The organism is Streptomyces sp. NPDC020845 (assembly GCF_044334165.1).
Taxonomy (GTDB): Bacteria; Actinomycetota; Actinomycetes; order Streptomycetales; family Streptomycetaceae; genus Streptomyces.
Window position 1 is genome coordinate 438,971 of sequence record NZ_JBIRSJ010000006.1, and the last position, 21,587, is coordinate 460,557.

The window sequence follows — 21,587 nt, forward strand, 5'->3', positions numbered from 1 at the left end:
CTCGAGATCGAGACCGTACCGGGCGAGGCGAGCAGGTGCGAAGGGTTAAAGGGTTATACGGGCCTCGCCTTGGGCGCGCTACGGCCGCCCGAGCGTGGCGACCAGCACCGCCTTGATCGTGTGCATCCGGTTCTCGGCCTCGTCGAAGACGACGGAGTGCGCGGATTCGAAGACCTCGTCGGTGACCTCCAGCGAAGTCAGCCCGTGCCGCTCGTGGATCTCGCGGCCGACGGCGGTGCCCAGGTCGTGGAAGGCCGGCAGGCAGTGCAGGAACTTCACGTCGTCGTTGCCGGTGGCGCGCAGCACGTCCATGGTGACCGCGTACGGGCCGAGCAGCGCTATGCGCTCGTCCCAGACCTCCTTCGGCTCGCCCATCGACACCCAGACGTCGGTGGCGACGAAGTCCGCCCCGGCCACGCCCTCGGCGATGTCCTCGGTGAGCGTGACGCGGGCGCCCGACTCCTTCGCGAGCCCGTGGGCCCGCTCCACGACCGCCTCGTCGGGCCACAGCCCGCGGGGGGCGACGATCCGTACGTCCATGCCCAGCAGCGCGCCGGTGATCAGGTAGGAGTTGCCCATGTTGTACCGGGCGTCGCCGAGGTAGGCGAAGCGGATCTCCGCCAGCGGCTTGTCGCTGTGCTCGGTCATGGTGAGCACGTCGGCGAGCATCTGGGTGGGGTGCCACTCGTCGGTGAGGCCGTTGTAGACGGGCACTCCGGCGTGCGCGGCCAGCTCCTCGACGACGTCCTGTCCGCTGCCGCGGTACTCGATCCCGTCGTACATCCGGCCCAGCACGCGCGCGGTGTCCTTGACCGACTCCTTGTGGCCGATCTGGGAGCCCGACGGGTCCAGGTAGGTGGTGGAGGCGCCCTGGTCGGCGGCGGCGACCTCGAAGGCGCAGCGGGTGCGGGTGGAGGTCTTCTCGAAGATCAGCGCGATGTTCTTGCCCGTGAGCCGCCGGTCCTCGGCACCCGCGCGCTTGGCCGCCTTCAGCTCGGCGGCCAGGGCGATCAGGTGGCGGAACTCCTCGGCGGTGAAGTCCAGCTCCTTGAGGAAGTGGCGGCCGGTGAGATCTGTCGCCATATCGGGCTCCTAGGGTGCGATCGCGAGAGGAACGATGGAAGTCTATACGAGCCACCGTATATATACGGAAGCCCGTTCGGCTCCGCGATCGTAGCCGTGCCCTTGGACCACGTCAGACGGCGTCCCGCTCGACCGGGCAGCTCATACAGCGCGGGCCGCCCCGCCCCCGTCCCAGCTCGCTGCCCGGGATCGTGATGACCTCGATCCCGCATTTGCGCAGATGGGTGTTGGTGGTCGCGTTCCGCTCGTAGGCGAGAACCACCCCCGGCTCCACGGCCAGCACATTGCAGCCGTCGTCCCACTGCTCGCGCTCCGCCGCGTGCACGTCCTGTGTGGCCGTGAGCACCCGGATGGCGTCCAGGCCGAGCGCGGCCGCTATCGCCCGGTGCATATGCTCCGGCGGATGGTCGGTGACCTTGAGCTCCTGGTCGGCGCCGCCCGGCTCGATGGTGTACGAGCGGAGCATCCCCAGGCCCGCGTACTGCGTGAAGGTGTCCCCGTCGACCATGGTCATCACGGTGTCCAGGTGCATGAACGCCCGTGCCTTGGGCATGTCGAGCGCCACGATCGTCCGGGCGGAGCCGGCCGCGAACAGCCCGCGCGCCAGCATCTCCACCGCCTGCGGCGTGGTCCGCTCGCTCATTCCGATCAGCACCGCGCCATTGCCGATCACCAGGACGTCGCCGCCCTCGATCGTCGACGGATAGGCCGCCTGCCCCTCCGACCAGACGTGGAAGCCGCCGTCCGCGAAGAGCGGGTGGTGGCGGTAGACGGCCTCGTAGTGGACCGTCTCGTGCCAGCGGGCGGGCCAGCGCATCGCGTTGATGGACACCCCGTCGTACACCCAGGCGGAGGCGTCCCGGGTGAAGAGGTGGTTGGGGAGCGGGTCCACCACGAAGTCGTCCGGCTCCATGGTGTGGAAGCGGATGGAGACCGGCTCCGGATAGCGCTCCAGATACTCCCGCTTGGTCATCCCGCCGATCAGCGACCCCGCCAACTCGGCGCCGCCCAGTTCGTCGAAGGCCGCCCGCAGATGGTCGGTGGCCAGCGGACCGTACTCCTTCTCGTCGAAGACGCGGTCCAGCACCAGCGCCCGCGCCGCCGGGACGGCCATGCTCTCGGCCAGCAGATCCCCGAAGAGATGCACCTCGACGCCGCGGTCGCGCAGTACGTCGGCGAAGCCGTCGTGCTCCTGGCGGGCGCGGCGCACCCACAGGACGTCGTCGAACAGGAGCGCGTCCTTGTTGGAGGGGGTGAGCCGCTTCAGCTCCAGGTCGGGGCGGTGCAGGATGACGCGGCGCAGCCGCCCGGCCTCGGAGTCCACATGGAAACCCATGCCTCCATCTTCGCCGCTGCGGCCCCGCGGTGAACCACTGCGGCCCGCGGTGAACCACTGCGGCCCCGCGGTGAAGGCCGTACGGGCGTCCCGGCGATGTGCCGCCGGTGTACTGCCCCTCTGGACCGACGCTACCGGGCGGCCAGGACGACGATCAGGACCAGGGCCACGGAGATCACCCCCAGCAGGACGGACACCCACAGCTGGCCGGGCTGGAGATCGATCCGGCCGCCGTCCTCACCGCGGCGCGGCCGCCGGCGGCGCATCCCGCGCCGGGCGGCGGTGGCCGCCGCGGCCTCGTGTTCGCGGCACTCCTCGGCCGCGCTGGTGAACAGCTCCTTCCAGGCCCGTTCGCCGAAGCCCGTGGACTGCCGCGAGTCCACGATGCGGCGCACCACCTCGCGGCCCGCGCCGCCCCGTGCGGCCCACAGCGCGGGCACCACGCAGGCCAGCAGTTCCGGGGTGCCGCCGCGCTGGGCGCAGGGGCGGACCAGGCCGTCGTACAGCATCAGCGCATTGCGCACCCGCAGCCGGTCGTCGGCGCCCGACGGCTCCCCCGCGTCGAGGTAGAGCCTGGCCAGCAGCACCTTCTCGCAGACCGCGTCCGCGAGCTCCGGCCCGCGCTCGGGGGCGCGGCGCACCAGCTCCACGACGACGCGGGTGGCCCGGTCGGCGGGCATCCCGTCGTCGAGCGCGCTCAGCAGCAGGCCGTCGTCGGCCTCGCGCAGCGCCGCGGGGAACGCCTCGCCGCCCTGGCGCAGCGCCTCACGCAGTCTCCGCGCTCCCGCCACCGGGGCGGCCGGACGCGCCTGATCCGCTTGCTCCGCCGCCTGGTCTGCCCCCTGCTCCTCCAGCATTGCTTCGTCCAACATCTCCTCATCCACCATCGCCGTCGTTCTCCTCACAGCGCTTCCAGCACCTCCCGTATCCGTGCGGCCGCCCGTGCGTCGAGCGGTTCATGACCCTCCTGCGCCAGCAGCGGCAGGAAGTCGCACAACACCGCCAACTGCCGCTCGTCACCGGCCGCCCGTCGCATCCAGCCCACGAGCGCGTCCTCGGCCGCCTCGGCCGATCTGGCCCAGGTCAGCGCGGCCCGCAGCAGTTCCGCCAGCGCCGCGCGGCACTGCGGACGGGCCGCCAGCAGCGCCGTGGCCAGCGGCCAGGCGGCGTACGGCGCCAGCTCCGGCACCTCCCGCAGCCCCCACAGATGTGAGGTGCGGGTCCCGACCGCGCGCAACACGGTCAGCAGCGCGAGGTCGCGGCGGGAGCGGCGGGTGTCGCCCAGCCAGTGGGTCAGCCGCGCCAGTACGGTCCCGGGCTGCGCCCCGGCCAGCAGCCGCACGGCGCTGTACGAGGCGGTGGAGCCGCCGTCCGTGGCGGCGATCCGGGCCAGTTCCTCCAGGGACGCGGTGACCGAGCCGGCCGCAAGGCCGTAGCCGTGGGCGAGCGCGGCGGTCTCGCGCTCCCGCTCGTCGCCGCCCGCCGCCCAGCCGCTCAGCAGGCCCGCCACGGCGGGCCGTACATCGGCGTCGCGCGACGCCTCGGCGAGCGCCGTCGCCGCCGCCATGCGCTGCACCGGGCTGTCGCCGCGGGCCAGCGGGAGCAGCAGTTCGGTGAGGCCGTACAGATAGTCACGTGCGCTGAGCACGCCCGCGGTGACGGCGGCGCGCACCCACACCTGGGGCCGCGGGTCGTCGCACAGGCCGCGCAGCCAGCGTGCCATCGGGCCACGGGTGTTGTGGTGGTGGTCCCACACCTCGAAGAGCACCGCGGGCGCAAGACCGCGCCCCTGGAACCACACCGTACGGACCGGCACGGCCGCCTCGCCCAGGTCCTCCACGCCCTCCCCCGGCACCGCGCGGGCGGCGGTCGGCAGGGCGTCGGCGGGCGCGGTGAACGGCGGGCGCCCGGGCGCGTACTGCGGGTCGAGGGTGACCGCCAGCTCCCAGGCCAGCAGCTCGGCGGCCTCGGCGGTGAGGCTGTGGGCCGAGCCGTTGAAGACGGCGAGGGCGATGCGCTGCGCCGCCCGGCGCAGCGCGGGCAGCGCGGCGGGCAGCGTGCCGGGCCGGGCGGCGTCCGCGAACCACTCGCGCGCCTGGCGCGGGGCGAACGACCGGCAGCGCGCGAGCAGTTCCGCCTCGGACAGCGCGCCCCGGGCGTGCTCGGCGAGATGGCCGGCCAGCCGGGCCGCCTCGCCGGGCAGCGGCTCATCCAGGCCCAGGGCCTCGGTCACCTCGGCGCTCACGGCGCTCGCGCGGGCCCGGCTGATCAGCTCCGGCGGCTCGTCGGCCAGCAGGTCGGCCAGGTGGGCGTCGAGCACGTCGGCGGCGGCCGGGGGCTCGTACGGTATGGCGTGCCGGCGACCGCGCAGCAGGCGGTCGGCCGCCTCGCCGCCGGAGACTCCGGAAACAAGGACGACGCAGAACGCCTCGTGCTCGGCGAAGTGCGCGCGCAGCCGGTCGAGCCGGGCCTCCGGGCCGGTGGCCCCGAAGTCGGGCAGCTCGGTGGGCAGTTCGAGCAGATAGCCGTGGCCCCGCGCGGTCTTCTCGCCCACCGGGGCGGGGTGTTCGGCGCCGGAACCGGCGCCCGGGCCGGGCGCCGTACCGAGCCGCCACACCCCGCCGCCCGTCGTCTCGGCCAGCTCGGCCAGCAGCGCGAGCGCGGTCCAGCCGCGCCCGGAGCCGGGCTCGCCGCACAGCGCGAGGAGGTGGGTGCGGCGCAGGTGTTCGCGCATGGCCACGTAGCCCGGGCCCCGGCGGTGGATCCGGCGCAGACGAGCCAGCTCGTCGTGGGCGACCGGCCCTTCGGGGAGCGGGCCCGCCGGGGCGCCCTCGAACGGGTGGCGGGCGGCGTGGCCGTGGTCGCTGTCGTGGTCGTGCTCGTGGGGCTGCGCGGTGGTGTGCGGATGTGTGCCGGTACGCGGATCCGTGGCGGTGCGGGGATGTGCGTCCGTGTGCAGATTCGCGCATGCCTCGCGGGCCGCCCGGGCGCCGCCCGCCTCGCCTACAGTGCCCAACGGGCTGTCCATACCGCCCATGGGCAGGTCCAGCCGTGCGCCGGCCCGCTCCTCCTCCGGAGTGCCCGGAGTGCCCGGAGTGGTCCGCCGCGCCCAGCTGTCCGTGTGAGTGGCTTCCGGTCCGCTCATCGCCCCGCCGTCCTTCGTGCCTGGTGCAGTCCGTGTGTCGCGGCTCGGGGGCGGGTCCGCTGATCCGTCAGCGCCGTACGGCTGTCCTGTGGTGGCTGTCGTACGGCTGTGGTGACCGTCGCGCGGCCGTCATTCGGCTGTCGCCGGCCTGTCGTTGGGCTCTGGCTCTGGCCGAAGTGGGCGGCGGGGCTCTGCCCCCGTGCTCCGCTCCGCCGCCCTCCTCCGGTGCCGGGCGCTGGGCCGCGTGCACCCCCGTCGCACACGGTCCCGCTCCCCGTACCTTCTTCAGAGTCGCGGCCCGGGGCTCGGGCGGCTGTAGCCGTTTACACAGTCGGCGGAAATTGCCGGGGGCTCACGCGCGGGCGCGCGCTCGCGGGCCGGCCGCGGCCGGTCACCCCGTCGCGCGCCCCTCGGCCAGCAGGCGCAGCAGTGCGGTGTCCACGACGACGAAGCGGCGCGAGGCGGTCTGTACCACGCCCTGGTCGCGCAGCAGCCGCAGCGCCTTGGCGACCGCTTCCCGGGTGGAGCCCACGGCGGCGGCGATGTCGTGCTGTGGCAGCGGCAGATCCACGGAGATACCGCCGTCGGCTTCCGGGCGGCCGGTGCGTTCGGCGAGTTCGACGAGTCGGGCGGCGAGACGCTGCAGCACCTTCTCGGAGGCCAGGGAGCGCCGTTCGCCGTCGGAGCTGCGCAGCCGGGAACTGAGCTGGCGCATGATCAGTACGGTGGCGGTGGGGCGGGCGGCCAGATACGCGCGGAAGCGGTCGCCGGAGACGACGACCGCCTCCAGCCGCCCGAGCGCGGTGACCGTGGCGCTGCGCGAGCCGTGGTCGACGGCGGCCTGGTCGCCGACCACCTCACCCGCCCCGCGCAGGGCCAGTATCAGGCGGACACCGCGCTCGGTCTCCACCGAGACGGTGGCCCAGCCGGAGGTGATGGCGACGACGAAGGTCGTACGGTCGTGCTCGCGCAGCACGACCTGCGAGGGCTCGTACGTCCGGTGTCTGCCGAGCGCGAGCAGCGCGCGCCGGTCCTGTGCGGGGAGTGCGTCAAGGAAGGGCCTGCCGCCCTCGAAGAGACTCATCCGCCCTCCCCGCTCGGTGCCACGCGGCGGAGCCGCATATCGATACAAGTGCGTCGTCCGGCTCGCGGAGCACGCCCTCGCTGTTTCAGTTATTCGGGGCTGTTCCAGTTATAGGCGCGGCGGGCGGGTGTTGCGGAACCCCGCGACAGTCCTGAAACAGTCCGGCGAGAACCCTGCGACCGAGACATGAGCGACAGCACGGTAGGCACATGTCACAGGCACGTCAATGGCGCCTCGCCGCCCGGTGCTGCCCGGTACGGAACACCGCGCCCGCGAGCGCCGCCACCGCGGCGGTCAGTGCCGCGAAGACCCAGCCCGCGCGCAGCGCCCCCAGGTCCGGCTGCCGGGCGCCGCCGGTGACCACCACCAGGGCCGCGACGCCCAGCGCGGTGCCGCCCTGACGCGACATCATCAGCACCCCCGAGCCCAGGGACAGCCGGTGGGCGGGCAGCAGACCGGCCGCCGCGAACATCACCGGCTGGTACAGCCCGGCGCCGATCCCGGCGAGCACCAGCCCGGGCATAAAGTCGGCCGCGTAGTGCGCCCCGTCGCCGGACGGGCCCGCCGCCACCAGCCACCACACCGGCGCCGCGGTGAACGCGGCGGCACCCAACACGGCGCTGCGCCGCTCCCCCAGCGCCCGGACGATCCGCCCCGACAGCATCGAGACGACCAGCACGGTCAGCGGCCACGCGGCGATGGCCACACCCGCGCGGCGCGTCGAGTAGCCCCAGACGCCGGTGAACAGCCAGGTGGCGGAGAGCAGCATCGCCGAGTAGGCGAGGAAGTAGCTGAGCAGACCGAGGGCGGCGGTGGTGAACCCGCGTGTGCCGAACAGCGCCGGGTCCACCACCGGGTCCGGGTGCCGCCGCATATGCGCCACGCACAGCGCGGCGGCCGCAAGGCCCGCGGCCAGGAAGGCGAGGGTGGCGGGCGCGGCGTACCCCCAGTCCGGCGCCTCGACGCAGGCGGTGGTCAGGGAGCCGGTGACCAGCAGCACCAGTAGGGTGCCGAGCGGATCGAGCCGACGGGCACGGCTGCGCACCGGCTCGGTACGCACCGGCTCGGTACGCACCGGCTCGGTACGCACCGGCTCGGTACGCACCGGCTCGGTACGCACGGACTCGGTGCGCACTGACTCGGCGCGCACTGACTCGGTACGCATCGGCTCGCCGCGCGGCAGGATCCGTACGCCCGCCGCCACCGCCACCAACACCACCGGGACGTTGATCAGGAAGATCCACCGCCAGTCGGAGGCCGCGAGCAGTCCGCCCACCACCGGTCCCGAGCTCGCCGCCACCGCGCTGACCGCGGTCCACACCCCCACCGCCGTGGCCCGCTCGTGCGGCGCGAAGGCGGGCAGCGCCAGGGAGAGCGAGGTGGGCACCACGACCGCCGCCGCGACCCCCTGCACCACCCGTGCCGCGATGAGCCAGCCGAGGCCGGGGGCGGCCCCGCAGCCGAGCGAGGCCACCCCGAACAGGGCCATGCCCAGCAGGAAGGAACGGCGCCTGCCCGTCTCGTCGGCGAGCCTGCCCGCCGGGACCAGCAGCGCCGCGAGCACGATGGTGTAGGCGTTCAGGACCCAGGAGAGCGCGGCGGTGGAGGCCGAGCGGAAGTCGGCGCCGATCGCGGGGAAGGCGATATTGACCGCGATCAGGTCGAGTACGGCGAGGAATTGGGCCGCGGACGCCACGGCGAGGATCAGCCAGCGGCGGGGATCGGGGCCCGGGGAGATCGCGGGTTCGGGCACACCGCTCCCCTGGGCCTTTGTGGAAGGGATCGTCATGCCCATCCAGCATCGACGGCGCGGCACGGGCTCACGAGCGGCAAGAGTGACAGCACCCGCTACATTTCTGCCATGCCTTCGATAGCCGTCGCCGTCACCGCCGGTATGCCGATCTTCGATCTGGCCGTGCCCTGCCATGTCTTCGGCACCGACCGGCCGGAACTCCCCGACGGCTGGTACGACTTGCGCGTCTGCGCGATCGGCCCGGACAGCGGCCCGGTCGCCACCCGCTCCTGGTTCGCGGCGCATACGCCGTACGGGGCCGAGGAGCTGATCGCCGCCGACACGGTGATCGTCCCCGCCTCCGCCGATGTACGCGGCGATCCGCCCGGCGAACTCATCGACGCCCTGCGCGAGGCCCACCGGCGCGGCGCCCGCGTGGTGTCGCTGTGCTCGGGCGCGTTCACGCTCGCCGCGACCGGCCTCCTCGACGGCCGTACGGCGGCCACCCACTGGATGTACGCGGCGCTGTTCGCCGAGCGCTATCCGGCGGTGCGGCTCGACCCGATCGTGCTGTACGTGGACCACGGCGATGTCCTCACCGGGGCGGGGTCGACCGCGTGCATCGACGTGTGTCTGCACATCGTGCGCGAGGACTTCGGCAGCGCGGCCGCCAACACCCTGGCCCGGCAGCTCGTCGCGCCCGCCCACCGGCCGGGCGGCCAGGCCCAGTACATCGAGGCGCCGCTGCCGGAGCGCACCGACGACTCGCTCGCCCCGCTGCTGCACTGGGCCGCCGAGCGCCTGAACACCCCCCTGACCGTCGCCGACCTGGCCCGGCGCGCCCACACCAGCCCGCGCACCCTGGCCCGCCGCTTCCACGCCGCGACCGGTACGACGCCGCTGCGCTGGCTGCAGGCCCAGCGGATCGCGCGCGCCCGCGAGCTGCTGGAGGGCGGGGACCTGCCGGTGGACCGGGTGGCGGAGCTGTGCGGGCTCGGCACGGCGGCGAATCTACGGCGCCACTTCACCCGGGCGGTGGGGGTGCCGCCGCACGACTACCGCCGCGCCTTCCGCGCCCGCCGCCCGGCCGAGGCCCAGCAGACCTGACCCGGCACCCCGGCACCCCGGCACCCCGGCACCCCGGCACCCCGGCACCCCGGCACCCCGGCACCCCGACCGTCCGACACCCCAATGGCCCGACGGCAGGTGGCGCTAGAGCCGGGGGTCCACCGGCTCCGACTCCAGGGCCAGCACGCCGAACACCGCCTCGTGGACCCGCCACAGCGGCTCCCCCTCCGCCAGCCGGTCCAGCGCCTCCAACCCGAGCGCGTACTCACGCAGCGCGAGCGACCGCTTGTGGCCCAGGTGCCGCTCCCGCAGCCGGTCCAGGTTCTCCGGTCGGGTGTACTCCGGGCCGTAGATGATCCGCAGGTACTCGCGGCCACGGCACTTGACGCCCGGCTGGACGAGCCGACCGTCCGTACCGTCCTTGCGCACCAGCCCCGCCAGCGGCTTGACCACCATGCCCTCGCCGCCCGCTTCCGTCAGCTCCAGCCACCACCGCACGCCCTCGGCGACCGACGCCTCGTCCTCGGTGTCGACGACCAGCCGGCGGGTGGGGGCGAGCAGCCGGTTCACATACTTCGGGACGTAGGCGCAGATGCCGTTATTCGCATCGGCGTCCAGCTCCTCGCGCTCGACGATCCGGTCGATCAGCGCGAGCTGCTGATCGTGCGGGAGCGCGGCGAGGCTGCGGCCGCGCACCGCCAGGATCTGGAACGGCGCCAGCCGGATGCCGTCCAGGCCGTCCGTGCCGCGCGCCCCCACCGTACGGCGCCTGCCGGTCTCCTGCCGCTCCCCCGGCCAGCCGCGCCGCGGATCCCCCACCGGCCAGCAGTAGCGCCGGTATGCCTCGGTGAACGCGGTCGCGTCGGCGGCGCGTTCACGCTGCTTGCCGAGCAGGGCGGCCACCTCCACGCCGCGCGCGGCGGCCGACTCCAGGGCCGCGAGCGCCCCGGGGAACGCGGCGCCCGAGGCCGCGCCCACGGCCGCGTACTGGTTGCGCAGCAGCCCCTCCGCCTTCAGCGACCACGGCATCAGCTCGGCGTCGAGCAGCAGCCAGTCGGTGTCCAGCTCCTCCCACAGGCCCTCGCGGCCGATGGTGCCGCGCAGCCGGTGCAGGATGCGCTCGGTCACCGTCGGGTCGTCGAAGAACGGCCGGCCCGTACGCGTGTACAGCGCGCCGGACACGCCCTCCGGCGCGCCGAAGCGCTCGCGCGCGACCTCCTCGTCGCGGCAGACCAGCACCACCGCGCGCGAGCCCATGTGCTTCTCCTCGCAGACGACCTGGCGCACCCCGTCCGCCCGGTAGGCGGCGAACGCCTCCGCCGGGTGCTCCAAGAAGCCCTCCTCCCGTGAGGTGGCGCAGGGGGCCATGGTCGGCGGGAGGTAGGGCAGCAGCCCCGGGTCGATGGCGAAGCGGCTCATGACCTCCAGCGCGGCCGCCGCGTTCTCCTCCTTCACCGCGATGCGGCCCATGTGCCGGGTCTCGATGACACGGCGGCCGTGCACATCCTTCAGGTCGAGCGGCCGGCCGTCGGCTCCGCCCGGGCCCTCGGTCGTCAGCGGCTTGACGGGCTCGTACCAGACCCGCTCGGCGGGGACGTCCACCAGCTCGCGCTCGGGCCAGCGCAGGGCGGTCATCCGGCCGCCGAAGACACAGCCGGTGTCCAGGCAGATGGTGTTGTTCAGCCAGGACGCCCGAGGGGTCGGGGTGTGGCCGTAGACCACGGCGGCCCGGCCGCGGTAGTCCTCGGCCCACGGGTAGCGCACGGGCAGCCCGAACTCGTCGGTCTCGCCGGTCGTGTCGCCGTACAGCGCATGCGAGCGGACCCGGCCTGAGGTGCGGCCGTGGTACTTCTCGGGCAGCCCGGCGTGGCAGACCACCAGGGCGCCGCCGTCCAGCACGTAGTGGCTGACGAGCGAGGCGATGAAGTCCCGCACCTGGTCGCGGAAGGCCGGGTCGGTGGCGTCCTCCTTCTCCAGCTGCTCGATGGTCTGAGCCAGGCCGTGGGTGTGCTGGACCTTGCGGCCCCCCAGGTAGCGGCCCAGCTTGTTCTCGTGGTTGCCGGGCACACACAGCGCCGCGCCCGAGGCGACCATGCCCATCACCAGGCGCAGCACACCGGGGCTGTCGGGCCCGCGGTCCACGAGGTCGCCGACGAAGACGGCCGTGCGTCCCTCGGGGTGGGTGGCGTCCACGGGGCGGCCGAGGGGGTCGCGGTCCAGCGCGTAGCCGAGCCGGCCGAGCAGGGTCTCCAGCTCCGAGCGGCAGCCGTGGATGTCGCCGATGATGTCGAACGGGCCGGTGAGGTGGCGCAGATCGTTGTAGCGGCGCTCGGTGACGATCCCGGCGGTCTCGACCTCCTCCTCGCCGCGCAGGACATGCACCTTGCGGAAGCCCTCGCGCTCCAGGGACTTCAGCGATCGGCGCAGCTCGCGGCGCTGACGCGGGATGACATGGGCGGGCAGGTCCGCCCGGTCGGGGCGCTCGGCGTTGCGCCGCACGCAGACGCTCTCCGGCACGTCCAGGACGATGGCCACAGGCAGTACGTCGTGCTCGCGGGCCAGCTCGATCAGGCTGCGGCGGGCCTGGGACTGGACGTTGGTCGCGTCGACGACGGTGAGCCGCCCGGCGGCGAGCCGCTTGCCCGCGATGTAGTGGAGCAGGGCGAAGGCGTCGGGGGTGGCGCTCTGGTCGTTCTCGTCGTCGGCGACCAGCCCGCGGCAGACGTCGGAGGAGACGATCTGGGTGGGCAGGAAGTGGCGGCGGGCGAAGGTGGACTTGCCGGAGCCGGTGGTGCCGATCAGGACCACGAGAGCCAGGTCGGGCACGGCGAGGCCGCGCTTGGCGGAAGTCATGCGGCCGTCTCCTTCGCGGTCGTGGTGTTGGTCTCAGGGGTGGTTTCTGTGTCGGTCCCGGTCCCGGTCCCGCTGCCGAGGCGGAACAGCGCGAGCTGGGTCGGCGGGCCGACCTCCGGGTCGTCGGGGCCGACGGGCCGGAACTCCACGGCGTACCCATGGCGTTCGGCGACGGTCCGCGCCCAGCCCTGGAACTCCTCTCGCGTCCACTCGAAGCGGTGGTCGGGGTGGCGCACCCGCCCGGCGGGCAGGGTCTCCCAGCGCACGTTGTACTCCACGTTCGGCGTGGTCACCACGACCGTACGGGGCCGGGCGGCGCCGAACACCGCGTACTCCAGGGCGGGCAGCCGCGGCGGGTCCAGATGCTCGACCACCTCGCTGAGCACCGCGGCGTCATACCCGCGCAGCCGGCTGTCGGTGTACGCCAGCGACCCCTGGAGCAGCTTCACGCGCGCCGAGCGGCGCTCGCCCATCCGGTCCAGGCGCAGCCGCCGGGCCGCCTCGTTCAGCGCGCGCATCGACACATCGACGCCGACGATCTCGGTGAACCGCGTCTCCTTGAGCAGCGCGCCCACCAACTGCCCCTGCCCGCAGCCCAGGTCGAGCACCCGGGCGGCGTCGGCCGAGCGCAGCGCGTCGAGGATCGCCTCGCGCCGCCGCACGGCCAGCGGCACCGGCTTGTCCTCGGTGTCGGACCGCTCGTCGACCGCGTTGTCGATCTCCTCCACCTCCGTATCGTCCGCCTCAGCGAGCCGCACCAGTTCAAGACGCTCCAGGGCGCTGCGCGTGAGCGTCCAACGGCGGGCCAGATAGCGGCTGGTGATGAGCCGCTGCTCGGGGTGGTGCTCCAGCCAGCCCTCGCCGGAGTCGATCAGCTTGTCCACCTCGTCCGGGGCCACCCAGTAGTGCTTGGCGTCGTCGAGCACCGGCAGCAGCACATACAGATGGCGCAGCGCCTCGGCCAGCCGCAGCTCGCCCTCCAACACCAGCCGTACGTACCGCGAGTCGCCCCACTGCGGGAACTGCTCGTCCAGCGGAACCGGCTCGGCGGTCACCTCCCAGCCCAGCGGCTCGAAGAGCCGCACCACCAGCTCTGCGCCACCCCGCGCGGGGAGAGCGGGCACCTCGATCCGCAGCGGCATCGCCCGCTCCGGCAGCTCGGGCCGCGCCTTGCAACGGCCCTTGAGGGCACTGGAGAAGACGCTGCTGAGGGCGACGGAGAGCAGCGAGGAGGCGGCGTAGGGGCGGTCGTTGACGTAGTTCCCGAGGGCCGCGTCCGGGGCGCCGCCCCGGCCCTTGCCCCGGCCCCGGCGCACCAGCGCCACCGGGTCCACCTCCAGCAGCAGCGCCGCCGTACAGCGCTCGACGTCCGCCTCGGGGTAGAAGACGTGCGCCGTGCCGTGGGAGGTCGAGAACCGCTGCGCCTTGTCGGGGTGCTTATGCAGCAGGAACCCGAGGTCGGTCGCGGGGCGCTCGGCGGTACCGGTGGTGGTTATCGTCAAGAACACCCGTCCGAGTATCGCCGGACCACCACCGCGTTTCTAATGGTTTAGTCCCACGCTCTCCCCCCCTCCGCCGGCTACTGACGCCGGCCACTTCCGCTCGCCGCTTTCATATGTTCAGTCACTTCCGCTCGTCGGCCATCACTGCCGCCAGCTCCGCGATCCGGTCCGGCCCCACCCGGCAGCAGCCGCCGATGAGTCGCGCGCCCGCGTCGCGCCACGCCTTCACCCGTGCCGGGTCGAACGTCGCCCGGCCGCGCCAGCCGCGGGCCTTGGCGTCCCACTCCTCGCCGCTGTTCGGATAGACCACCACCGGCTTGCCCGTGGTCGTCGCGGCGATCTCCACCGCCCGGTCGGCGTCGCCCGGCTCACAGCAGTTGACGCCCACGGCCAGCACCTGGTCGTTCCCCGCCGCCAGGGCGAACGCCTCGCGCAGCGGCTGCCCGGCCCGGGTGTGCTCTCCCGCGATGCTGTACGACAGCCACACCGGTATCCCACAGTCCTCGACCGCCCGCAGCAGCGCCTCGGCCTCATCGGTGTCCGGCACCGTCTCCAGCGCGAGCACATCGGGTCCGGCCGCGGCCAGTGCCTCGATCCGCGGCCGGTGGAACCGCTCCAACTCGCCGACGCCCAGCCCATAGCGCCCGCGGTACTCGCTGCCGTCCGCCAGCATCGCCCCGTACGGACCGACGGAGGCGGCCACCCACACCGGCCGGTCGGCGGTGCCGCCCGCGCCCTCGGCCGCCCGGCGCGCCAGCTCCACGCTGCGCTCCAGCAGCGCCGTGGCCTCCTTCTCCAGCACGCCCCGACGGGCGAAGCCCTCGTAGGTCGCCTGATAGCTGCTGGTGATCAGCACCCGTGCGCCCGCCCGCGCATACGCCGCATGGGCCTCCTCGATCTGCCGCGGGTCATCGGCCAGCAGCCGGGCCGACCACAGCTCGTCGGAGAGATCGCAGCCCTGCGCCTCCAGCTGATTGGACAGCCCGCCGTCGAGGACGAGCGGCCCGAGCTCCAGGGCGGCGGCCAGTGGCGTACGGCGGGCAGACATCACGGGTGCTCCTTGCTCAGGGTGGTGCGGTGGCGCAGTCATGCGGTGGTGCGGGTGGTTCAGCCCAGCTGGGCCTGGACCTGCGAGGAGATCAGCTCCAGGTGGTCGAGGTCGTCGAGGTCCAGAATCTGGAGATAGATCCGCGACGAGCCGGCCTGCGCATACTGGCCGATCTTGTCGACGACCTCGGCCGGCGAGCCCGCCAGACCATTCTCCTTCAGCTCGTCCACCTTGCGTCCGATGGCATCGGCCCGCCGGGCGACCTCGGCGTCGTCCTTGCCCACGCAGACCACCAGCGCATTGGAGTACACCAGGTCGTCGCCCTTGCGTCCCGCGGCCTCGGCCGCCGCCCGCACCCGGCCGAACTGCCGCTCACTGTCCTCGGCCGAGGCGAACGGCATGTTGAACTCGTCCGCGTACTGCGCCGCGAGGCGGGGGGTGCGGGTCTTGCCGTGGCCGCCGATCAGCACGGGCACCCGGTCCTGCGCGGGCTTGGGGAGCGCGGGCGAGTCGGCGAGCTGGTAGTGCGTCCCCTCGTATCCGAAGGTCTCGCCGACCGGCGTGCGCCACAGACCGGTGACGATGGCCAGCTGCTCCTCCAGCCTGGCGAACTTCTCCGCCGGGAAGGGGATGCCGTACGCCCGGTGCTCCTCCTCGTACCAGCCCGCGCCCAGGCCCAGCTCCACACGGCCACCGGACATCTGGTCCACCTGCGCGACCTGAATCGCGAGCACGCCAGGCAGCCGGAAGGTCGCGGCCGTCATCAGGGTGCCGAGCCGGATCCGCCGGGTCTCGCGGGCGATCCCGGCCAGGGTGATCCACGCGTCGGTGGGGCCGGGCAGCCCGTCGACGTCTCCCATCTTCATATAGTGGTCGGAGCGGAAAAACGCGTCGAATCCAAGATCCTCGGTGGCCTTGGCGACGGAGAGCAGGGTGTCGTAGCTCGCCCCCTGCTGGGGCTCGGTGAAGATTCGCAGATCCATGGATCCCATCCTGCACTGTCATGCCGCGCCACCCCACTCCAGCACCGTCATGTGCCTCAGCATCCCGTGCACCCGGTCCCTCGCCTCGTCCGCCGCGTCGATCGCCTCGACGCACTGCCAGTACAGCGCCTCCTCGTCTGTGTTGGAGGCGACGCCGACCAGCGCGAAACCCGCCTCCGCGAGCAGATCACCGAGGGCCAGCAACACCTCCCTCGGATCCCTCACCTCGGACAGCTGGCCGGCCCGTAAGCCCCCGCTGTGCAAAGCCGGGTGATGCAGCGCGGGGTGGAACAGGGCGCCGCGCGCCCTGCTTCCCGCCTCACACAGGCCGCGCGCCTCCGCGCGCGCGGCCGCCGGACCACTCACGACGAAGTGGCCACCGATCGCCTCCGCAAGGGCCTGTATCTGCCAAGCCTCGGCCACGATGTCATGCACGGTCCCGGCCTGCGCCAGAGCGTGCCGCGTGACACCGATCAGCCGCATCGCGTCCATGCCCCGCTCCCCTCTCAAACGGACTTCCCACACCCGTCACTCCTCCACTACCCAGAGTGATGACTAACAGGCAGAAAAGCTAGGGGAATTCAGGAATCTGTTGACAACAGTTGCGTTGTGGATAACTTTTTCACTACAGAGAGTGACGAAACGAAGATCCCTAACGCCTGGTGGCCGGAAAACGGACCTCATTGCGGTCGATCTTGGCCGCGAGAGCCGCCAGCGCGTCGATCCCCAACACCTCGCAGAACTGGAGCAGATACGCCAGTACGTCGGCGACCTCGTCCTCGACCCGCGCCGCGCTCCCCGACTCCTCCATCACCCGCGCCGACTCCTCGGGCGTCAGCCACTGGAAGATCTCCACCAGCTCCGACGCCTCGACGCTCAGCGCCGTGGCCAGGTTCTTGGGCGTGTGGTACGGCTGCCAGTCGCGCGCCGCGGCGAACGCGGCCAGCCGAGCCTGCAGCGCCCGTACATCCCGCCCCTCGGCCTGCGATCCCTCAGCCTCCGACCCCCCGACCGCGGACTCACCGGGCTGCGCCCCCTCGACCTGCGACTCCCCGGCCTGCGACTCATCGGGCTGTCGGTACTCTCGTGCCTCGCTCACACCCCAGGTGTACCACTGTCGCCCCAGCCGCCTCCTCCGCACCCGGCAGATCCGCCACCGGCGGCTCCGCCACCGTCCCCACCAGCCGGATGTGCCCCCGTGCGCACATCCGCGCCGCGACCCTCAGCAGCGCCCGCGCCTGCCGCCGGTCCAGGCACCGGTCGAACCCGTCGGCCAGCACCGTCAGCACCTGCCGCGCCGAGAGCACATCCGCCGCCGGGTCCATCTCCAGCACCCCCGGCCCGGTGAGCAGCACCAGCGCGAGCGCGATATAGCGCAGTTCCCCGTCCCCCAGCCGCTCGACGGGCATCGCCCCCAGTTCCCCCTGCGCCAGCAGGGCCCGTACCACCCCGCCCGCCGGCCCCTCCGTGACCAGGTCCTCCACCGGCCCGGTGCACCCTGCCCGCACCGCCGCGACCAGCGCCGCATGCCGGGAGCCGCACTCCCGGCTGGTGCGCCGCAGCACCGCCGCCAGGTTCTCGCAGCCGCCGCGCAGCCGCCCGTCCCGCGGCGGCGCCGGTGCCCGCATCCGCTCCGGGCGCGGATCGCAGACGAAGACGGACCGCAGCGCGACGACGACCTGCTCGGCGGCGGCCAGGGCGAGCCGCTGCCCCTCGGTCTTGCCCGCCACCCGCAGCGGCAGCAGCGCGGTGGCCAGCCGGTCGTCGGGCAGCGGGGCGCGGGTGACCGCGACCGCCCCCGCCGTATGCCAGGCGGCCTGCACCCGTCGCCGCCCCGGGTCGCGCAGCGCTGTCTCCAGCAGAGTCTCCCCCGCACCCGTCATCCGCTCGCCCACGATCCGCAGCTCGGGCTCCGCCTGCACGGCCACATCCAGCCGCACCGGCCCGACCGGGCCGTCCACCGTGCAGCCGATCCGGAAGCCGCGCCGCCCCTGCCCGTCCGGCCGGGCGCGCCGCGGGATGTACCCGGCGGGGTCGCGGAAGACCTCCTCCAGCCGCTGGCCACCCGCCAGGCGCGCGAGCGCCGCGTACGCCTCCAACACGCCGGACTTACCGCTTCCGCTCGGCCCGGCGATCAAGGTCAGCGGCCCCAGGGGAAAGGCCGCGCGGCAGTGCGTCTTGAAGGCCGACAGCCTCAACTCCGTGACGACCGGCCGCAGTCCGGATGCGCTCATGCCCGGGAACGTATCTCCCGCGCCGCACCGCCGAACCGTTCCGTCTTCCGCATCTTCTTTATTTTCCTACGATCGGGCGATAGTGACCGCCCACCTGACATGACGAATGGCCTGACGAACCCCGGGAGCTTTGCACCGTGTCCGACAGCACGTTCTGGATCGCCGCCCTCACCGGCGGCACCGCAGTCCTGGCCAGCTGGGTCACCAGCCGGGGCAACACCCGGGCCGCCCGGATCCAGGCGGACACCGCGGCACGGGCACAGCAGTCGGAGCGGCGGCGCGAGAGCAGGCGCACCGCGTACCTCGATCTGATCGAACACGCCCACCAGACGGTCGAGGTGTACTGGGAGATATCGGCCGTCCAGCGGAACGCCGACGCGGAGCGCCGGGCCGCCGCCCTCGAGGAGCTGGTCGAGCGGGAGCTCGAGGCGTACGGGAAGCTGCGCCGACGCGTGCGCGTGGTCGAGCTGGAAGGGCCGCCCGCCGCGGCCACGGCGGCGAATGCCCTGCAGAGGGCGACCGGCCCGTTCCACCGGGCCCTGCGGGTCATGCGCTCCGACGACCACCCCGACCACTCCGAGGCCGTACGCCGCTTCGAGGCCTCCTACCGCCCGTTCTGGGCCGCCCTCACGGACTTCATCGACGCGGCGCGGGACGCCCTGCGCGAGGAGTGACGGGCGAGGTCAGCCCGTAGGAGTGAGCCGCGCAGGCCCGTCAGCGAGGCAGTCCAGTTCGGCACGGACCGTTTCCCGGCCGGCACGCGATGGAGACAGATGCGGCGGGCAGGCGGGCGGCCAGGGTCCCTTCGCCGCAGGCGAGCGGAGCCTGGCCGCCCCGAGCGACAAGGTCACTCAACGGAAACGACGTTGGGCTTTGACCTGGCTCTGCTATGGCTTCAGAAAGTGTTTTGCGCGCGTGACGGAATTACGGCGCGGATCAGCGCTTTTCGACGGGGTTGAGGAGGGAGTACTTGACCCAGCCCTTCTTCCCCTTGTTGGCCCCGCTGGTGACCTTGCCGTAGCTCCACTTGTAGTCCTTGGTGCAGTACTCGGTGAAATCGGTACCCTTGTACAGGACTCCAAGGGAGGAATAACTCGTCCCGGGGCCGCTGCGCAGGTTCACGGCCTCCGAAACGTCCTTGGTCTGCGTATTGATCAGGTTGCACGCCCTCGGCAGGGATGCCGCCGAGGCGGTCGGGGCGGTGAGCACGGCGCCACCGAGGATTACGGCAGCGGATGCGGCAGCCGCGCCTATTCGCCGGGCAATTCGCACTTCTCGTCTCCTTGATTCGTCAGATGATCGCGATGGATTGTCAGCTGAAGCAAGGGGATTCCTGACTCATGAAGCCCCCGTAGGTCAGCGACCCGAAAAAAATTACTCCCCCAACACCAACCGGGACATAATCCACCTGGTCGCCCGAATGCGTTGGGTTGCGCCGGCTTGGTCCTCGCTCAGCGCGTCGAGCGCGCTTGGTCTTCACGCGCGCGAAGTAGACCCTACCCGATGGGGTAGACGGACTTTCGCCAACGTCGTTTCCGTTGCGTGGCCTTGAGCGGGTAGCTGCGTACGCCACCAAGCCCTGACCGTTCACGCCTCGCCCCGCGCCGGGAATCCCGGCACGGGGCGAGGTGGTGGTGGCGGGGGCACCCGCTCACAGGAAGCGGCTGAGGAACGCCCGGGTGCGCGGGTTGGCCGGGTTGTCCAGCACTTCCTCGGGGCTGCCGCTCTCGACGATGCGACCGCCGTCCATGAAGACCACCCGGTCGGCGACCTCCTTGGCGAAGCCGATCTCGTGGGTGACCACCAGCATGGTGAGGCCGCCGCGCGCCAGGTCCCGCATGGTGGCGAGGACTTCGCCGACCAGTTCGGGGTCGAGGGCGCTGGTCGGCTCGTCGAAGAGCATCAGTTTCGGCCGCATGGCCAGGGCGCGGGCGATGGCCACCCGCTGCTGCTGGCCGCCGGACAGCTGGCGCGGGTAGGCGTCCGCCTTCTCGGCGAGACCCACCTGCTCCAGCAGCCGCAGCGCCGTCTCCCGCGCCTCAGCCTTTGGCATGCCCAGGACGCCCACCGGGGCCTCCATGACGTTGCCGAGGACCGTCTGGTGCGGGAACAGGTTGAAGTGCTGGAACACCATGCCGATGTCGCGCCGCTGCCGGGTCGCCTCGCGGGGCCGCAGGTGGTGGACGCGGGAGCCGGTCCGGCGGAACCCGATCAGCTCGCCCTCGACGTGGACGGAGCCGGAGTCGATCCGCTCCAGGTTGTTGACGCAGCGCAGGAAGGTCGACTTGCCCGAACCGGACGGGCCGAGCAGCACCACCACCTCGCCCGAGTGGACCTCCAGGTCGATGCCCTTGAGGACCTCGACGTGTCCGAACCGCTTGTGCACCTGGTGCGCCCGCACCATCGGCCAGGTGGTGGCCGGGTCCGCCGCCTTGGTCGTCATCGTCGTCATGAGGGGGTCTCCGATACGGGTTCCGGCCCTGCCTTGCGTGTCGTACGGCGGCGGAAGAGCGCGAAGTCCCAGAAGCTCTGAGGGGAGTTACGGCTGCTGCCGCGGGCGTAGTAGCGCTCGATGAACGACTGCCCGATGTAGAGCACGGAGGTCATGACCAGGTACCACAGGCAGGCGACGACGAGCAGCGGGATGGTTTCGAAGGTGCGGTTGTAGATCGACTGCGCCGTGTACAGCAGGTCGGCGAGGGCGATCACGCTGACCAGCGAGGTCGCCTTGAGCATGTTGATGACCTGGCTGCCGGTGGGCGGCACGATGAAGCGCATCGCCTGCGGCAGCACGATCCGGCGCAGGATGCGGGCCCGGCCCATGCCGAGCGCGGAGGCGGCCTCGGTCTGACCGTGGTCGACGCCGAGCAGACCGCCGCGCACGATTTCGGCCATGTACGCGGCCTCGTTGAGGCCGAGGCCGAGGATGGCGGCGAGCCAGGGGCTGATCAGGGTGTTGGTCTCGGCGCTGATGAACTCGGGGCCGAACGGGATGCCGAAGGAGATCCGGGGCAGCAGCGCCGAGAGGTTGTACCAGAAGATCAGCTGCACCAGGACCGGGATGCCGCGGAAGAACCAGACGTAGGCGCCGCAGACCGTGCTGAGCACCCGGTTCTCCGACATGCGGCCCACCGCGACGAAGACGCCGCCCACGGTGCCGATCGCCATGGCCACCACGGTGAGTTCGATGGTGGTGGCGATGCCCTGGCCGAAGACCCGCGCGCCGAAGTAGGCGCCGACCGTGCCCCATTCGAAATTGGGGTTGGTGATCAGGAAGTGCCCGAGCTGGGCGGCGAGCACGGCCAGGACCACCACGGAAAGCCAGCGCAGCGGATGCCGTACGGGAACGGCGTGGGCCACGTCCACGGGTTGGTCGGGCGCGTGCGGGTGCTCCGTCCGTTCCTTGACGGCGACGACCGCCGGGGGGTGGTCCGGGGAATCCGGGGAGGGGGCGGTGGCCATGGCGGCTCACCTCCTTTCGTGAGTCATCCTTCGTAAGTCATCCGTCGTGAGTCATCC

Annotated in this window: 18 protein-coding genes; 2 read left to right on the plus strand and 16 right to left on the minus strand. The window is 72.6% G+C overall.

The annotated features are described in order from the left end of the window. Positions 1 to 78: 78 nt before the first annotated feature. The 6 genes from argF to ACH4U7_RS17720 all read right to left on the minus strand — a co-directional run bounded on the left by argF (position 79) and on the right by ACH4U7_RS17720 (position 8,437). Positions 79 to 1,083: an ornithine carbamoyltransferase gene (gene argF, locus ACH4U7_RS17695; protein WP_398528808.1), complete on the minus strand. Its 1,005-nt coding sequence runs from the start codon at positions 1,081 to 1,083 to the stop codon at positions 79 to 81. Between the two features lie 112 nt (positions 1,084 to 1,195). Further along, positions 1,196 to 2,419 (minus strand): arginine deiminase, encoded by a 1,224-nt coding sequence (locus ACH4U7_RS17700; RefSeq protein ID WP_385617385.1) that lies wholly within the window; start codon positions 2,417 to 2,419, stop codon positions 1,196 to 1,198. 131 nt (positions 2,420 to 2,550) lie between these two features. Continuing rightward, the gene (locus ACH4U7_RS17705) at positions 2,551 to 3,306 is read right to left on the minus strand and encodes a hypothetical protein (RefSeq protein WP_398528809.1); all 756 of its coding nucleotides are present in this window, start codon (positions 3,304 to 3,306) and stop codon (positions 2,551 to 2,553) included. Positions 3,307 to 3,320: 14 nt separating this feature from the next. Continuing rightward, on the minus strand, positions 3,321 to 5,564 hold the full coding sequence (locus ACH4U7_RS17710; RefSeq protein WP_398528810.1) for a hypothetical protein: 2,244 nt from the start codon (positions 5,562 to 5,564) through the stop codon (positions 3,321 to 3,323). Positions 5,565 to 5,955: 391 nt separating this feature from the next. Beyond that, positions 5,956 to 6,648, minus strand: a complete 693-nt coding sequence (locus ACH4U7_RS17715) for a Crp/Fnr family transcriptional regulator (protein WP_089508637.1) — start codon at positions 6,646 to 6,648, stop codon at positions 5,956 to 5,958. Positions 6,649 to 6,871: 223 nt separating this feature from the next. Continuing rightward, positions 6,872 to 8,437, minus strand: a complete 1,566-nt coding sequence (locus tag ACH4U7_RS17720) for an MFS transporter (RefSeq protein ID WP_398528811.1) — start codon at positions 8,435 to 8,437, stop codon at positions 6,872 to 6,874. A 72-nt stretch (positions 8,438 to 8,509) separates the two neighbouring features. On the opposite strand from ACH4U7_RS17720, the gene ACH4U7_RS17725 reads away from it, so the two are divergent. Continuing rightward, positions 8,510 to 9,487 (plus strand): GlxA family transcriptional regulator, encoded by a 978-nt coding sequence (locus tag ACH4U7_RS17725; RefSeq protein ID WP_398528812.1) that lies wholly within the window; start codon positions 8,510 to 8,512, stop codon positions 9,485 to 9,487. 105 nt (positions 9,488 to 9,592) lie between these two features. Here the strand turns inward: ACH4U7_RS17725 and ACH4U7_RS17730 are convergent, their stop codons facing one another. From ACH4U7_RS17730 to ACH4U7_RS17760, 7 genes are all read right to left on the minus strand, one after another. Continuing rightward, positions 9,593 to 12,301, minus strand: a complete 2,709-nt coding sequence (locus ACH4U7_RS17730) for a polynucleotide kinase-phosphatase (protein WP_398528813.1) — start codon at positions 12,299 to 12,301, stop codon at positions 9,593 to 9,595. Continuing rightward, positions 12,298 to 13,809, minus strand: a complete 1,512-nt coding sequence (locus ACH4U7_RS17735; protein WP_398528814.1) for a 3' terminal RNA ribose 2'-O-methyltransferase Hen1 — start codon at positions 13,807 to 13,809, stop codon at positions 12,298 to 12,300. Before ACH4U7_RS17735 ends, ACH4U7_RS17730 begins: the two co-directional genes overlap by 4 nt. A gap of 115 nt (positions 13,810 to 13,924) precedes the next feature. Then, a complete protein-coding gene (gene mmuM / locus ACH4U7_RS17740; protein ID WP_398528815.1) occupies positions 13,925 to 14,851 on the minus strand; it encodes a homocysteine S-methyltransferase in 927 nt (308 codons plus the stop codon). A 59-nt stretch (positions 14,852 to 14,910) separates the two neighbouring features. Continuing rightward, complete coding sequence (locus ACH4U7_RS17745) at positions 14,911 to 15,834, minus strand: LLM class F420-dependent oxidoreductase (protein ID WP_398528816.1); 924 nt, start codon at positions 15,832 to 15,834, stop codon at positions 14,911 to 14,913. Positions 15,835 to 15,852: 18 nt separating this feature from the next. Beyond that, entirely contained in the window at positions 15,853 to 16,326 is a 474-nt protein-coding gene (locus tag ACH4U7_RS17750) for a DUF6099 family protein (RefSeq protein ID WP_398528817.1), read from the minus strand. A 160-nt stretch (positions 16,327 to 16,486) separates the two neighbouring features. Further along, positions 16,487 to 16,792, minus strand: coding sequence for a nucleotide pyrophosphohydrolase (locus tag ACH4U7_RS17755; RefSeq protein ID WP_398528961.1), 306 nt, complete (start codon positions 16,790 to 16,792; stop codon positions 16,487 to 16,489). A 106-nt stretch (positions 16,793 to 16,898) separates the two neighbouring features. After that, complete coding sequence (locus tag ACH4U7_RS17760; protein ID WP_398528818.1) at positions 16,899 to 18,068, minus strand: AAA family ATPase; 1,170 nt, start codon at positions 18,066 to 18,068, stop codon at positions 16,899 to 16,901. Between the two features lie 137 nt (positions 18,069 to 18,205). On the opposite strand from ACH4U7_RS17760, the gene ACH4U7_RS17765 reads away from it, so the two are divergent. Continuing rightward, entirely contained in the window at positions 18,206 to 18,742 is a 537-nt protein-coding gene (locus tag ACH4U7_RS17765) for a hypothetical protein (RefSeq protein WP_398528819.1), read from the plus strand. Positions 18,743 to 19,004: 262 nt separating this feature from the next. On the opposite strand, the gene ACH4U7_RS17770 is transcribed toward ACH4U7_RS17765, so the two are convergent. The 3 genes from ACH4U7_RS17770 to ACH4U7_RS17780 form a co-directional block, all read right to left on the minus strand. Next, on the minus strand, positions 19,005 to 19,340 hold the full coding sequence (locus ACH4U7_RS17770; protein ID WP_398528820.1) for an SH3 domain-containing protein: 336 nt from the start codon (positions 19,338 to 19,340) through the stop codon (positions 19,005 to 19,007). Positions 19,341 to 19,719: 379 nt separating this feature from the next. Then, complete coding sequence (locus ACH4U7_RS17775; RefSeq protein ID WP_398528821.1) at positions 19,720 to 20,520, minus strand: amino acid ABC transporter ATP-binding protein; 801 nt, start codon at positions 20,518 to 20,520, stop codon at positions 19,720 to 19,722. Beyond that, a complete protein-coding gene (locus tag ACH4U7_RS17780) occupies positions 20,517 to 21,530 on the minus strand; it encodes an amino acid ABC transporter permease (RefSeq protein WP_398528822.1) in 1,014 nt (337 codons plus the stop codon). Before ACH4U7_RS17780 ends, ACH4U7_RS17775 begins: the two co-directional genes overlap by 4 nt. Positions 21,531 to 21,587: the final 57 nt, after the last annotated feature.

Bases quoted from the DNA above. Each gene is read 5' to 3' on its own strand.
- ACH4U7_RS17700 (WP_385617385.1), bottom strand. From the start codon at position 2,419: ATGGGTTTCCATGTGGACTCCGAGGCCGGGCGGCTGCGCCGCGTCATC.
- ACH4U7_RS17745 (WP_398528816.1), bottom strand. From the start codon at position 15,834: ATGGATCTGCGAATCTTCACCGAGCCCCAGCAGGGGGCGAGCTACGAC.
- ACH4U7_RS17780 (WP_398528822.1), bottom strand. From the start codon at position 21,530: ATGGCCACCGCCCCCTCCCCGGATTCCCCGGACCACCCCCCGGCGGTC.
- ACH4U7_RS17750 (WP_398528817.1), bottom strand. From the start codon at position 16,326: ATGGACGCGATGCGGCTGATCGGTGTCACGCGGCACGCTCTGGCGCAG.
- mmuM (WP_398528815.1), bottom strand. From the start codon at position 14,851: ATGTCTGCCCGCCGTACGCCACTGGCCGCCGCCCTGGAGCTCGGGCCG.
- ACH4U7_RS17705 (WP_398528809.1), bottom strand. From the start codon at position 3,306: ATGGTGGATGAGGAGATGTTGGACGAAGCAATGCTGGAGGAGCAGGGG.
- ACH4U7_RS17710 (WP_398528810.1), bottom strand. From the start codon at position 5,564: ATGAGCGGACCGGAAGCCACTCACACGGACAGCTGGGCGCGGCGGACC.
- ACH4U7_RS17720 (WP_398528811.1), bottom strand. From the start codon at position 8,437: ATGACGATCCCTTCCACAAAGGCCCAGGGGAGCGGTGTGCCCGAACCC.
- ACH4U7_RS17730 (WP_398528813.1), bottom strand. From the start codon at position 12,301: ATGACTTCCGCCAAGCGCGGCCTCGCCGTGCCCGACCTGGCTCTCGTG.
- ACH4U7_RS17760 (WP_398528818.1), bottom strand. From the start codon at position 18,068: ATGAGCGCATCCGGACTGCGGCCGGTCGTCACGGAGTTGAGGCTGTCG.
- ACH4U7_RS17715 (WP_089508637.1), bottom strand. From the start codon at position 6,648: ATGAGTCTCTTCGAGGGCGGCAGGCCCTTCCTTGACGCACTCCCCGCA.
- argF (WP_398528808.1), bottom strand. From the start codon at position 1,083: ATGGCGACAGATCTCACCGGCCGCCACTTCCTCAAGGAGCTGGACTTC.
- ACH4U7_RS17725 (WP_398528812.1), top strand. From the start codon at position 8,510: ATGCCTTCGATAGCCGTCGCCGTCACCGCCGGTATGCCGATCTTCGAT.
- ACH4U7_RS17775 (WP_398528821.1), bottom strand. From the start codon at position 20,520: ATGACGACGATGACGACCAAGGCGGCGGACCCGGCCACCACCTGGCCG.